The sequence below is a fragment of the Halobacteriovorax sp. RZ-2 genome (assembly GCF_043196685.1).
Taxonomy (GTDB): domain Bacteria; phylum Bdellovibrionota; class Bacteriovoracia; order Bacteriovoracales; family Bacteriovoracaceae; genus Halobacteriovorax_A.
This window is the reverse complement of sequence record NZ_JBEBMR010000001.1, coordinates 1,137,053-1,150,277: the sequence shown is the minus strand read 5'-3', so window position 1 is coordinate 1,150,277 and position 13,225 is coordinate 1,137,053. Positions and strand designations below refer to the sequence as shown.

Genomic DNA, 13,225 nt, shown 5'->3' with positions numbered 1-13,225 from the left:
TTATTCTCTATTCACAAAAAGATCATCGTAAAGTAAATGGAACATTATTTTACTGCTTCGAGTATTTTCTCTTCTCGAGAGCTCGAAGCAGTGATGTGAAATTTGTCCTCTATAATTGCACCCAAGAAGAAAGAATCAATTGGATTAGTGTTTTCAAAGAAAGATATCATTTTCCGGATGAATATACTTCTGACTTTCTCGTTACTAATAGTGTTTATGAAATTTTTAAATTAAAGCCTAAACGCTGTATGATTCTTGATATTCATACGCTTAAACTTCTTGGAGAAACAATTCCATGTGACCTCGTCGTTTTCTCAAATGAAGGCCATGAAATGCGTCGCTACGGGATGAAAAAGGTCAAGTATTTTGGCTTCTACGAATATCAAAACTTTGATGAGCAGGAGCTTTTAAAGTTCTCATTTGGAAATTATAAAGAGCTTGAGGCCGTGGATGACTATGTCTTCGTGAATACTCCATCACTCGACTATACAAATGTTGTAATTCCCGAGCACTACAAACAGAGAAAGCTTATTTATAAAATAGCAAATAAGCACCACGAAAACTTACACGAAAAGTTTGATACGATGCTATATTATCAATCGGGAAAAGTTGATACTAATAATCGTCTAGTTCCCGAAAGTCTCTATTATAAGAAGAAGGTTGAAATCTTTAAGAGTGTTATTCAAGACTCCGTAAATATACGTTATAATGATATCTTATTAAACGGATTTGAAGCTTATCACTTAACGGATGAAGATAAGTTAATTCAAGAATTTTTGGATTAATATGATTCTAAGACTCGATAAAGAAAATTATGATCTCTGGCTTACTTATAGCTGGAGCGCTAATAATCATGGCCTATGTGGACACACATATGAGGTTATTGACTACTATCTGTTTCTAAAAGAGCATATGCGAGTTGGTATTCTTCTGTGCGAAGATATTGATTGGCCTACATTTCGTGACTCTGTTGTTGGAAAATATATTATTTCTGATGAAGAGTTGGTGCAACTTGAAAAAGATACTCTCTTTGTAAATCGTCCTAATTTAGTACATGCGAATAATATTCTTTTTACTGATGGTGGTGCGAAGTCATTAATGGGTAAACATATTTTGGCCCAAAAGATTTTTCACTTCGCTTGCGGTGATAAAGAACTGCAGGACAATGATAAAGATAATGTCTTTATTCTCCAAGATGCGCGTATATATCGTGACTGTAAAAATGCAATTGACTATAAAAAACGAATTAATTTTGAACGTTTAAAGAAGCCGACAAAATCAACTCGTTGTAATCTGCTCTATGGCACAAAAAATTGTCGAAATATCCCTGACCAAATGTACCTAGACCTCCTCGATAAGTATGATGGGAAGTTTATGTGCCTAACGAATAAGGAAAATAGACCAGCTGGACGCTTAGATGGGCTCTCAGATCGCTTTGATTTCCCAGAGATGCCTATTGCAGACCTTTTTGAAAAATTTGATAGATATATCTATACACCGGTTCCACGCAAATTTGACTGTAGTCCCCGTATGATCGCAGAATGCAAGTTTTTTGAAAAAGAGGTTGTGTATTATAATATAGACTACTGGGATGAAGATAAAGGCCTCTACTGGAGAAAGTGGGATATTGATAATGACTTTGATTCAATATTCTTAAAAGAGGGAGATCCCATACTAGAAATCTTGGGAGAACATATTGGATTATAATATTTTTAGCCACTCTGGTTTGACGCTATTAAATGACAAATTCAATAAGAGAGCAAAGCTCGATACTGGAACATTCTGTAATTATGAATGTTACTTCTGCTATTATCTTGAAGACCTCGATAAGGTCACACCTCTGGAGACAATAAAGAATAGAGCAAAGAAAATCTATAATTGTGGAATGCGAGAAATAGATCTAAGTGGTGGCGAGAGTTCTGTTCATCGTGACTGGTTTGCAATTCTCGACTACTGCCATGAAGTTGGTTTTACAAATATTTCTGCACTTACTAATGGTGCTAAATTTGCAAATCTAGAATTTTGCAAAAAGTCTCAAGAGCACGGCCTAACTGAATTACTCTTTAGCCTTCATGGAGTTAATGAAGAAAATCATGACTCGATTGTTGGAAGAAAAGGTGCCTTTCGTAAAATGTTAAAGGCCATTTCTAATTGCCAAGAAATCGGTATTAAGGTTCGCATTAATTGTACGGTAACGGATAAGAATGCTGAACTGCTTGGCGAATATGTTGAGTTGATTAATAAGATAAAACCTTATCAACTAAATTTTCTCCCACTCAATTATTGGGAGGATGCAGATCGACTTGAGTCTCAAAGCTATGAGCATTTAAGTAAGCATATAAAGCTTGCCATTGATAATCTTAATCAAGAAATTCAAATTAATGTTCGCTATATCCCTTTTTGTTTTATGCAAGGATATGAAAAATATGTTGTTGGGGTCTATCAGCATATTTACGATCGTAATGATTGGAATATCTATGCTTACGATGTTGAAAAAATTGAAGAAAAAGTTCTTGATACAAAAGAGTACTTTGAAGTTGCTGCTCAAAAGAGAAAGCATACTTACACCAAAGGTAAGGAGTGTTTTAACTGTAAGTACTTCTTCGTTTGTGATGGTGTAGAAAAGAAAATATCAAATGTTCAGGATGTCTACCCGGTTGAAGGGGAGAAGATTGATGATGTTCTACATTATCGTCGAGGTCACTATCCTGAGTGTGATTATAAGTAGGTAAATTATGGAAAAATTACCAAATTCATTAGCTAAAGAAGATATTCTCGAAATTGAGCTCGAGTTAACAGGAACGTGTAATCTCGATTGTCCTCTTTGCTCACGAAGTTATTCAAACGCCAAGCACTTGGTTAAGTATAACGAAAGACCTGCAAGTGAGATTATTGCTCAATTAGACGAGTATCCTAATATAAAAATGTGTTGTATGGCCGGTATGATTTCTGAGCCGACCCTTCATAAAGAATTTTTTACGATCATGGAATATCTGATAGGCCGTGAAATTGAAGTTGAACTTTACTCAAATGCTTCTCTCCATTCGACTGATTGGTGGCGAAAGCTAGGCGCAATGATGAGCCCTCGAGATCATGTCTTCTTTACGATCTGTGGATCAACACAAGAGTTACATGAGAAGTATCGTGTTCGTTCTAATCTTCAACAAGTCTTAGATAATCACACTGCATTCAAAGAAGGGTGTGAGTATGATATCGATTATCTCCAACATATTAAATTTGAATATAATGCTAAAGACTTTGAAAGTGAGGCAATGAAGGAGATTAGATCTCGATTTAGTCGCGAGTATAATATTAATACTCTTCCATATAATGAAAGATTTGGTTTTATTAAAGATGAGGATAATGACATTGCCCTAACGGCAGATTTGGCCAAGAGTTATAATCTTATCTCTCGTCATGCCAAGAGACGTTATGAACGCAATAAGTCTGGTGAAATAAAATGTCAGATGCGTTGCAAGAGTCTTGAAGAGAAATTCGTTGCTATTGATCAGTGGGGAGAGATCTTTCCATGCTTTCTTTATCGAATCTATAATGTCGGTGAAAAGTTTAACCTCGACTACTCAAAGATAAATCAATTTAAGTATGACTTCTGCTATGAGTGCGAGGCCATGACCACTAAGATGCTTGATGATATTGGCCTTGAGAGGATGGGGTAATGAGTTGTAAGCAAACGACATTACATCGTAGTGAGATCTTAGAATTAGAGATGGATCTTACTGGCACGTGTAACCTGCGTTGTCCTTTGTGCACTAGAAATTATGCTCATGCTGGGCACCTGTTAAAGCGTAATGTGCGAAGCTTCGAAGAAATCAAAAAACAGTTAGATAGCTTCACTAATCTTGAAGTTTTTTATATGGCCGGAAATATTTCTGAGCCAACGCTTCATCCTGAAGTTAAGGATATTTGTCGCTATCTAGTGGAACGTGGTGTTGCTATTGAGTTATTTACAAATGGTAGTACCCACAATCCAAAGTGGTGGGCAGAACTTGGTGAGATTTTATCTTCTAATGATCGTATCTACTTTACGATTTGCGGCTCAACTCAAGAGCTCCATGAGAAATACCGTGTTGGAAGTAAGCTTCAAGATATTTTAGATAACCATCAAGGGTTTCTCTCGACGAATAAAGAAGGAATCGATCATATTCAACATATTATGTTCAAATATAATCGTGAAGACTATGAAAGCGAGGCAATGCAAAATATTATTGCACGTTTTAGTAAAACATTTAATGTCGATACAGAAGGCCAACGTACTTTTAATGAATATGTGAAGTCATTTGATAAGGACTTAATTCGTCCAGAAGATGAGAGGAAAAGGGCCATCGATGCACTTTTTAATATTAAGCCAACACCAGGCGAGAGTACTGATATTGAAATAAAATGTATGAGCCTTAGAGATCGAAAAATTTATATTGATCAGTTTGGCCAAATATCTCCTTGTTACGGTCATGCAGAGTATGAAGGACCAGGACACTTCTCTGGTGAAGTATTCGATTATGGTGAAGTACTTAGTTTTAAATTTAAAGATTGTTTTAAATGTGAAAGACGTATTCAGAAGTTAATTGATGTCATGGAGTTAGATTTTGTCTGCTAGTAATGATGCCCTTATTCGTAGTGAGAGAATAGAATTAGATCTCACTGGAACTTGTAATGCAAAGTGCCCTTTGTGTGCACGAAACTATAAGCATATAGAAGTTAAATATAATGAAAGACATTTAAATGAAATCACAGAACAACTAGATCAATTTCCTAATGCGAAATTTGTTCACCTAGTTGGAGCTTTTTCAGAGCCAACACTTTATCGATCTATTTTTGACCTCTGTCGCTATCTTCGCAAAAGAGATATCGCAATTGAAATTTGTACAAATGGCGATACTCATGACCCTGATTGGTGGGCCGAGCTAGGAACAATATTAGGACCTGATGATAGTGTTTATTTCACAGTATGTGGTTCCACACAAGAGCTTCATGAAATTTATCGTGTTAACACAAGTCTCGCTAATATTAGGGCCAATGCGAAAGCATTTCGTGAATCCAATCCTTATGGTATCGATTATATTCAGCATATTCTCTTTGATTATAATGCCGAGGATTTAGAAGATGGTAGTATGGATGAGCTTTTAAAAGAGTTCAGTAATATCAACCTAACGCAAACTCTCTATCGTCGTGATACTGAGGTTTATAAGAATCCCTTTAACTTAGATAAAATGTTAGTTACTCCAGAGCTTAAGAGAAAATATGACGTTATTATTAACTCTGCTAAAAAGAAGTGGGGTGAAAAGGTTAGTGGTAGTAAGGATTATGATATCGATTGTCGTTCTTACCATAATAAAAGTATTCATATCGATCAGCACGGTACTGTATTCCCATGCTATGTCTGGCTTGAAGAGAGTCGTTTAGAGAAGTGGGATTTGGATTATAAGAAGATTCAAAATTTCGACTACGAATGTTGTCAAATTTGTGAAAAGAACTGTAAGCGATTGATGGATATGTGGGAGCTTGAGATTCTATAATGCAATATAATAAATTTGTTGAATTTATAGAACTTAGTTTAAATAATAGCTGTCAATTACAGTGCCAGGGTTGTCCAAGCCTAAATCCAGATCACAATAATAAAAGAGAGTTAGATTTCTCAAGAGTTCTTCCTATTATTAAAGAATTCAACCCAAAAGAAGTCTTTATCTGTGGTAATGATGGTGAACCATTGGAGCATAGTGATATTAATAATATTCTTGTCGCTTTAGGTGAAAATTTTTCTCAAGATATTCTGATTGCAACGAATGGGGAAAACTTAATGAACCTTGATGTGGAAAAATTAAAAAAATATAAGAATATGGTCTTTCAGGTGGCCATCGATGGACCAAGTCAAGAGGTTCATGAGCTAACTCGTGGTGGTAGTAGTCTCGATACTGTCTTTTCTAATATTGAAAAAGTAAGAGGGATTCTAAAAGTTGAGCCTATTTTCTCTCGTCATGAATTAAATGAAGAATTTGCAATTGCGACAGCGGAGCTCGTTAAAGAGAAGTTTGATTTAGAATTACTATTTCGTGACACAACTCTTGTCACAAGTAAAATCAAACCTCCTAAGAATAGAAGTAGCAGGGGAAATATGGATTTCTTGTATAAGAAAGAATATTCCTTGCCAGTAACACCATGGTTTAAAAGAATATATATAAATTCTGATGGGAATTGCTACCCTTGTGTATCTTTTATTTATGCAAGAGTTTCTAGTAAACCAATTAGTATTTATTCATATGAAAGTACTTTTGAGTTCTTTACTGATTTTGTGAAGTTCTCAAGAGAATTTTGTCGATGTTATCAAGCTCTTGGAAATACAACTCAATGTAAGCTCAATTGTGATTTCTATATGAATGATTTTGAATATGATAATTTAGAAAGTATTAAGGATATATCGTGATTAAAAGTAATACATCTTTTGGTAAACTCAATTCTATTATCGTTGGACGAGAGCTAGAGATTAGTAAGAGAATTGCTGACTTCACTTTTCAGCACTTTTATGGTGAGAATTTAACTCATGCTGTTTATGATCGACTCGAACATGGTGGCCAAGAGTACTATGTTAATCACGAACTGCTTTTAAAGCGTAATGAACAATTAGATAATTTAGCTGCGACATTTGAAAACCTTGGTGTCGAGGTTTTTCGCCCAGATCGACTTGGGCAAGTTGTCACAATCAAGACTCCTGATTACAAAACAGAGCTTTCAAGTGCAAGTAATGTTCGTGACGTTTCTCTCGTTTATCGAGATTATATTATTGAAACACCTACTTATGTTCGAAATCGCTTCTTTGAAAACACCCTGCTTTATAATGTTTATAATCAGCTATTTGATGGTGGCCGAGGTGGAAAATGGGTTAGATCTCCACACAATAAATTAGTAGAAGAAACAATGGACTTAAGTCCATGGAATTCAGAGCGTGACTATAAGAATTTTGATCGTTCAAAATATACGATGGCCATAGATGGTGCTCATTTTTTGAGGATCGGTAAAGATGTTATTGTAAACGTAAACTCATATAACCACTACCTTGGTCTTGAGTGGGTTAAGTCATTCTTTCCCGAAAGTGATTTTCATATTGTTAATGTTGCTGATAATCATATCGATGGTGTTTTAGTCTGTCTCAAGCCTGGAACCTTTCTTGTGAATCCTAAGTATCGTAATATAAAGGATTTTTTACCGCAAAAGTTTAAAAACTGGGATTGTTTATTTCCAGACGATTATAAAGCAGAACCTGTGATTGAATCAGGGAAAACTGATATCGATATTCAACTTGCAAGTACAAGAGGAATGGATATTAATATTGTTAGCGTTGATGAAAAAAATATTCTAGTTAGTGAAAGTGCGGCCAATGTTATTGAATTACTCGATAAGCATGGCTTTACTCCTCACCCTGTAAGATTAGAAAATTGTGAAATTTTTGGCGGAGGGATACACTGCTCAACGCTAGATACAAATAGAGATGATGAATATATCGATTATACAAAGTAGTACGTATGAAGATTGCACTTATTACAATGATTGAAAGTAATGGCCGAAGCACTAATGATGACAAGGGCATTACATTTGAAAATCAAAGACATTATGAAGATGAGGCCATTCTCTGTTTTGAGAATTGGCGTAAGAATGCAGGGGATTTGAAAGATATTCCCATTTATACCTATTGTCCTTCAAAGCATATCGTTAGCGAAAAAACGAAAGTAAAATTTAAAGAATTAGGTGTTACATATATTGAAAGATATCACAATGAAACAGAGGAATTTGAGTCTGGTTTTGTGAATGTTCCATTTTGTGGAATGCTTCTTGAAGAAGAGTTAACTGAAGATCTCTTTATTCATATCGACCTTGATATGAATCTTATTAAACCTTTGGATCCCAAATTATTAGAGATTGCATATAACGAAGGCAAGATAGTCGTTGGCCAATATGATGATATTTCAAAAAAGGATCAACGCTTTATTGGAGAGGATTGGGGTAATCCGCTTGATACTGGTTTTATTATTTCTCGCCGAGACAGTGGTTTTTACAAATTCTTCTTTGAAGAACTCATGGCCCTATATAAGACAAATGGTGATGAAAGATGGCAGAAGTACTGTCAAAATGTAGAGAAATACTTTCTTGAAGAGTATGTCATTGAAAAAGCTTTCAATGAAGGTCGTCTTAACGTGCATCCTGTACAGTATTATCAGGTAGGAGAGGGATATGCTTCTGTGACAACTTTTCCAAAAGATAAGCTAGGAGGAATTTACTTTTGGCATGAACACCTATATCCAAACTCTAAATATGATAAAGTAAGAGAGAGAATCGCGTACTTTAAGAGAATGAAGGAGCTGTGATGGATATTGAACATATATTTAGAGAAAAAAAGATTGAGTTTCTCTACGCTGCTCAAGAGAAATTAAAAGAAGAGTTTGATATTGATGTCCCTGTCGGTTCAGGATTTGGAAAAAGTAAGAGCTTTTACTTTATTCCTGTTGGTAAACGTAAATATGTCTTTAAACCAGCTTTGAAATTTCTTGTTACTGATTCTCCGGATATCGATCGTAAACTTAATTTTACATTTGAAGATTTATTAAAAAAATATCGTAAGGTTATGAATAAAGAAACAATTCTCCCTACGTTACTGGAAGAGTCTGAGAGTTTTTTGGTTTTTGAATATTATAACGAAGAAGATGGCTGGTTTAAGATGGATGATCTTAAAAAAGGTGATTGTGAGACAGTCGTTACATTAACCAAGAATCTTTGGGGGAATGATAAAGATGTTCTTTTTCCTTTTTATAATCAACTCTATTCTAAAGTTTATAAAAATATTAATACCGGTGAAATTAAGATTGTCGACTTAAAATATGTTGAGATTCAAAAACGTAGACCAATATTCATGTATATCTGCGATTATAATATTAATACAATTTTTTATTTTGAAAAAAATTATAATCCATTCTTTAAGGTAAAGGATATCTTGGCCCGTGAGTATCCGGTATTAGAGGCCCAAGAGAAAATTTTATATAAGTAATGCAGATACCTTTATTTCGACCATATTCAAGTCCTGATTTAGAAGCACAGCTTAAGCGTGTTATAAGTAGTGGTGAGTGGACTGGTGGAATAGAGGTCGCAGAGGTTGAAAGCCTTTTAGTTAAAAAATTCAAATTTCCAAATTTTATATGTACTAGTAGTGCCACGTCAGCATTTGAAATTATTTTAGATATGTACTTTTCAGATGTTAAGGCAACAATTGTCGTTCCAATAAATACTTTTGCGACAACGGCGGAAGTTCCAAAGAGATTAGGTCATAAGATAGTTTTTTGTGACGTTGACTCAGTTTCTGGAATGATTGATATTACATCGTTAGAACAAATCCTTAAATCTCAAAAAGTTGATTGTGTCGTTCCTGTTTCCATTGGAGGACACCTTTACGACAGAGATGCGATGAAGAAGTTAAAGAATGAATATGGTTTCAGAGTTGTCGAAGATCTGGCCCAACTTATTTACCCTGAATGCTTCGACTTGGAAGTGGATGCCGCATTCTTTAGTTTCTACCCAAATAAAATTCTTTCCTCTCCTGATGGTGGTGGTTTAATCGTATCTGAGTTTTCTTTAGTGAATCAGGCAAAGAAGCGTCGATTGCATGGTATTTGTCGGAAAACAAGATGTGAATATGATATTGAATTTCTTGGACGTAAAGCGAATATGACAAATATTGATGCTGTGTTCTTAAAGGATCAAATATCTTCTTTATCAGATAAAATCTCAAAACGCTTGGCCATTTACCAATCGTATGCTCAATTGCTCGAAGAGATTTCTGACGTTAAAGTCCTAGCACTTGAAAATAATATAATACCTTCGCTTTTTGTCATTCATGCTAGAAAGCGCAATGAGTTGAAGTCTTTTTTAGAGGATAATGGTGTTCAAACATCGATCCACTTTAGGCCACTTCATTTACATTCGTATTGGAATCAGGAAGAGTTAGAATTCCCAGGTGCTGAGGAATACTACTCTTCTACACTTTCTCTTCCTTTTTTTGAAATGTTAAAAGAAGACGAATTGAACTGTGTTATATCTCTTATAAAAAAGTTTTACTCTATCTAATAATTCTTTCAACATAAAAAGACTCTGCTAATTCCTTTCCACATTTTGTTCCTTCTGATTTTGCAAGGATTTCGAGATTCTCAATTGATCGAGGATGTGGGAATGGATGTAATTCACTTTCGTAGGCACACATGGCCTGAATTTTGGCCTTCAAGTTCTGCTTAGAAATTGTACTAAAATAATTCTTTCTTGCTTGTATAAATTGTGAAGACTGATATTCAATACTTGAAGGTATATCAAAGGTGTAGATTTCTGTCGTAGTGTTACTAGGAGTTGATCTAAAAGCTGTAAGGACTGCTTTGTTTGTAATTTGATGGTCAATATTTAAATCATTGTAAGAATGAGTATAGATAATATTAGGCTCAAATTCAGCTTTTACTTCTTCAATTTCTTGAATGATGTCGATAAGGTTATAACTATCGAGTCTATTATCTCTTAAAGATAATTTCTTGTGGTTTTCTACCCCAAGTATTTTAAGCGCTTTTAAGTATTCTTGGTGACGGTTTTGGATATCTTTGCCCTGGGCCGAAGTACTATCAGTAAGGACCAAAATATAGACATCATCATCTTCTAGAATATGCTTATGTATTGTTGCTCCACAACCTAATACTTCATCATCAGCATGTGCAACGATTACTAAAACTTTGTTGTTCATGGTGCCACCTTTTCAAAACTCCAATAATCATCGCATTCACATAACTTAAATGGGCAGACGATTGATGTTGTTTTAAAGTCACAAGTTAGAATGTGTTTTTTTGTATTCTTGCAAGCATAAGAAACTTGAGCATCATAGTGTATAATAAAGGCTCTAATGTCACATTTCCAACCCTTTAGTTGATTATAGCCATTATTTAAAAAATCAGATTTGGAAATATATTTTTGTTCTTTGGCCGTTTTAATTAATGTCGTTTCTTTGTTTTCAAGTTGTGTAACCCTTAGCTCACAATTCTTTATAAACTCTTCTATTTCGTCTTGATAATTTTCGTACGAAACGGAGTCATTTGTATCGTTATGTAGTCTGATACAATTTAAGGTAAGCTTTTTTTCTTGTGCTAAATTATAGAGGCTTTCAAATATATTCTTATATCTTTCAAATTCCTCTAATTTATTCGTAAAGAGAAAAGCTACATCCATTCGATATCTCTTAGATAAGAGATCAATCTTTTCGACAAAGCCTTTATTTGGGTACTCTGGATGAAAGCTTGCGGTAATTTTAATTTTGTTACTTTCTGGAAGCTTATGCCAGAAGCTTTCAGGTTTAACAAAATTTGTGACGATTCTTATTTCTTTTAAGTTTTGAATACTTTCAAGTTCTTCAATAATTGTTATGAAATTTGGATGGAGGCTCGGTTCCCCACCAATTAAGTTAATGATAAAGTTTTCTTCAATGGCCTTAAGTTTCTTTATGATAATCTTACTTAGAGTTGTGTATTCGGTATTACTATTAAATGGCCTATAATAACAATAGCTACAATCAAATTGACAATGAGAAACCATCTCCCAATTTATATTAAGTGGGGAGCCTTCACCGATAGCAATAATATTTTCGTTTTCATATTGCATTTCTAAGGTCCTCTATTGCAACTCGTTCCTGACCAAATATATTTTCAATTCCACGCTGTTTTAAAATCTCTTTATATAAAGGTGCTTCGTAATTATATGGAAAGCAAAAGTCTTTAATGTCTAGTCCTTGTTTTGCAAACTCATTTAACATCTTATCAGTATCATCTTTAAGGTGATCATGTAGCTCTTTTAGGTTCAGGCCACTCCTTAAGTCTCTATGTTGATGTGAATGACCGCCAATATAGCAATCCTTAGTGGAAGCTATTTCTTTGATTTGGCTCCATTTCATATAATTAGTTGTATTGCCTGTTTTGAAATAAGATTCATGGGCCTTAGCACACGGAATTGTTATCTCATTTTGTTTTTCTGCTTCTGGTGAAATTATATTCGTCGAAACAAAGAATATTTTTGGTGTATCAAATTTTAAAAAATGATTTAGGTGTTTATATTGTGAGTATAGGCCATCGTCAAAGGTGATAGTATAATCTGATAGATCAAGCTCTAGCATCCATTCGTATACTTCATGAATCATCAATATAGGCTTATTAAAATCATTCATATTTCTTTGCGATATCCTCAATAATTGTTCTTAGCGCTATTTTTGGGCGATAAAATTGTTTCAGCTTTTCGATATTTGGTGATCTTTTTAAAATATCTTTTGAGTGACTACTATATTCATCATTGAAAGCGATTTTTTCAATTTTAATATTAAGGGCCAATGTGTCTTTGATTAGATGTGCAAGCTCTTCTATCGTGACTCGGTTCTTGTCATTTCCTATGTTGATAGTTTGATTGAGAAAGCTATCTCTTTCTATCAAATACCTCAACGAATTGATTAAATCACTAATATGGCAAAATGACCTTGTTTGAGAACCATCTCCATAGATTGTTATCTTACCTATTTTCTTTGCATCACGAATCATCTTCGGCATAACCATACCGTATTTAGGGGATTGCTCTGGGCCAGTTACATTAAATAGCCTAAGAATGATATGTGGTATTTGATAACTCTTGAGGAGAAATTCAGTCATCAGTTTATTACAGGCATAACCCCATCTTAAAATATCTGGAGAACCAATTTGTAGGCCCTGATCTTCTCGACAATTTTCTTGATTACCATAAACCTCAGAGCTCGAAGCAAATATTGTTTTTGTTTTATATTTCGCAAGAAGAGGGAGTAGATCATGATTGATCCTATTCTCATTAATAATGGCCTCTCTTGGTGATTGATCAATTTTTTTTACGCCAACAGCTGCGGCAAAGTGACAGAAAATTGTGGTGTCTTTTAGTTCAGTATTAAGCCAGTCGATATCTTCGTTGCTCATCTTGGCCAAGTCCATTTTTCTGTATGATATTTCACCACAATTAGCTTGCAAATCGTCTATTGAGACGACGTTTGTTGATAAATTATCGATTATAGTGATGTCGAATTCCTGAAAGAAATTCTTGGCGATTTCACTTCCTAGGAAGCCAAGTCCACCACTCACTAACATTTTTTGTCTGGTCATAAATTCAGCCACTTGCAGTAATTTTATCT

At 34.5% G+C, this 13,225-nt stretch carries 15 protein-coding genes; 11 read left to right on the top strand and 4 right to left on the bottom strand.

Annotated elements, in window-relative coordinates; translation table 11 throughout:
- The first annotated feature begins 95 nt into the window (after positions 1-95).
- The 11 genes from ABMA78_RS05470 to ABMA78_RS05420 are packed head-to-tail and all read left to right on the top strand — an operon-like array spanning position 96 to position 10,125.
- Complete coding sequence (locus ABMA78_RS05470) at positions 96-785, top strand: hypothetical protein (protein ID WP_392857815.1); 690 nt, start codon at positions 96-98, stop codon at positions 783-785.
- A gap of 1 nt (position 786) precedes the next feature.
- The gene (locus ABMA78_RS05465; RefSeq protein WP_392857812.1) at positions 787-1,707 is read left to right on the top strand and encodes a hypothetical protein; all 921 of its coding nucleotides are present in this window, start codon (positions 787-789) and stop codon (positions 1,705-1,707) included.
- Positions 1,697-2,728 (top strand): radical SAM protein, encoded by a 1,032-nt coding sequence (locus ABMA78_RS05460; RefSeq protein WP_392857811.1) that lies wholly within the window; start codon positions 1,697-1,699, stop codon positions 2,726-2,728. Before ABMA78_RS05465 ends, ABMA78_RS05460 begins: the two co-directional genes overlap by 11 nt.
- 7 nt (positions 2,729-2,735) lie before the next feature.
- Positions 2,736-3,677, top strand: a complete 942-nt coding sequence (locus tag ABMA78_RS05455) for a radical SAM protein (protein WP_392857810.1) — start codon at positions 2,736-2,738, stop codon at positions 3,675-3,677.
- Positions 3,677-4,615 (top strand): radical SAM protein, encoded by a 939-nt coding sequence (locus ABMA78_RS05450; protein ID WP_392857808.1) that lies wholly within the window; start codon positions 3,677-3,679, stop codon positions 4,613-4,615. The genes ABMA78_RS05455 and ABMA78_RS05450 overlap by 1 nt, the downstream gene beginning before the upstream one ends.
- Positions 4,605-5,534 (top strand): radical SAM protein, encoded by a 930-nt coding sequence (locus ABMA78_RS05445; RefSeq protein WP_392857806.1) that lies wholly within the window; start codon positions 4,605-4,607, stop codon positions 5,532-5,534. Before ABMA78_RS05450 ends, ABMA78_RS05445 begins: the two co-directional genes overlap by 11 nt.
- Positions 5,534-6,439 carry a radical SAM protein gene (locus tag ABMA78_RS05440; protein WP_392857803.1) on the top strand — a complete coding sequence of 302 codons (906 nt, stop codon included), beginning with the start codon at positions 5,534-5,536 and terminating at the stop codon, positions 6,437-6,439. Before ABMA78_RS05445 ends, ABMA78_RS05440 begins: the two co-directional genes overlap by 1 nt.
- Complete coding sequence (locus ABMA78_RS05435; protein ID WP_392857800.1) at positions 6,436-7,530, top strand: hypothetical protein; 1,095 nt, start codon at positions 6,436-6,438, stop codon at positions 7,528-7,530. Before ABMA78_RS05440 ends, ABMA78_RS05435 begins: the two co-directional genes overlap by 4 nt.
- 5 nt (positions 7,531-7,535) lie before the next feature.
- Positions 7,536-8,375: a hypothetical protein gene (locus ABMA78_RS05430; RefSeq protein ID WP_392857799.1), complete on the top strand. Its 840-nt coding sequence runs from the start codon at positions 7,536-7,538 to the stop codon at positions 8,373-8,375.
- Positions 8,375-9,052 (top strand): hypothetical protein, encoded by a 678-nt coding sequence (locus ABMA78_RS05425; protein ID WP_392857797.1) that lies wholly within the window; start codon positions 8,375-8,377, stop codon positions 9,050-9,052. Before ABMA78_RS05430 ends, ABMA78_RS05425 begins: the two co-directional genes overlap by 1 nt.
- Complete coding sequence (locus ABMA78_RS05420; RefSeq protein WP_392857794.1) at positions 9,052-10,125, top strand: DegT/DnrJ/EryC1/StrS family aminotransferase; 1,074 nt, start codon at positions 9,052-9,054, stop codon at positions 10,123-10,125. Before ABMA78_RS05425 ends, ABMA78_RS05420 begins: the two co-directional genes overlap by 1 nt.
- On the opposite strand, the gene ABMA78_RS05415 is transcribed toward ABMA78_RS05420, so the two are convergent.
- From ABMA78_RS05415 to ABMA78_RS05400, 4 genes are read right to left on the bottom strand one after another with little or no spacing between them, the layout of a single operon-like run.
- Positions 10,118-10,780: a PIG-L deacetylase family protein gene (locus ABMA78_RS05415; protein ID WP_392857793.1), complete on the bottom strand. Its 663-nt coding sequence runs from the start codon at positions 10,778-10,780 to the stop codon at positions 10,118-10,120. The two genes, ABMA78_RS05420 and ABMA78_RS05415, sit on opposite strands and share 8 nt — an antisense overlap.
- Positions 10,777-11,688, bottom strand: a complete 912-nt coding sequence (locus ABMA78_RS05410; protein WP_392857791.1) for a radical SAM protein — start codon at positions 11,686-11,688, stop codon at positions 10,777-10,779. The genes ABMA78_RS05415 and ABMA78_RS05410 overlap by 4 nt, the downstream gene beginning before the upstream one ends.
- Positions 11,678-12,247: a polysaccharide deacetylase family protein gene (locus ABMA78_RS05405; RefSeq protein WP_392857788.1), complete on the bottom strand. Its 570-nt coding sequence runs from the start codon at positions 12,245-12,247 to the stop codon at positions 11,678-11,680. The genes ABMA78_RS05410 and ABMA78_RS05405 overlap by 11 nt, the downstream gene beginning before the upstream one ends.
- The gene (locus ABMA78_RS05400) at positions 12,240-13,196 is read right to left on the bottom strand and encodes an NAD-dependent epimerase/dehydratase family protein (RefSeq protein ID WP_392857786.1); all 957 of its coding nucleotides are present in this window, start codon (positions 13,194-13,196) and stop codon (positions 12,240-12,242) included. Before ABMA78_RS05400 ends, ABMA78_RS05405 begins: the two co-directional genes overlap by 8 nt.
- Positions 13,197-13,225 lie beyond the last annotated feature (29 nt).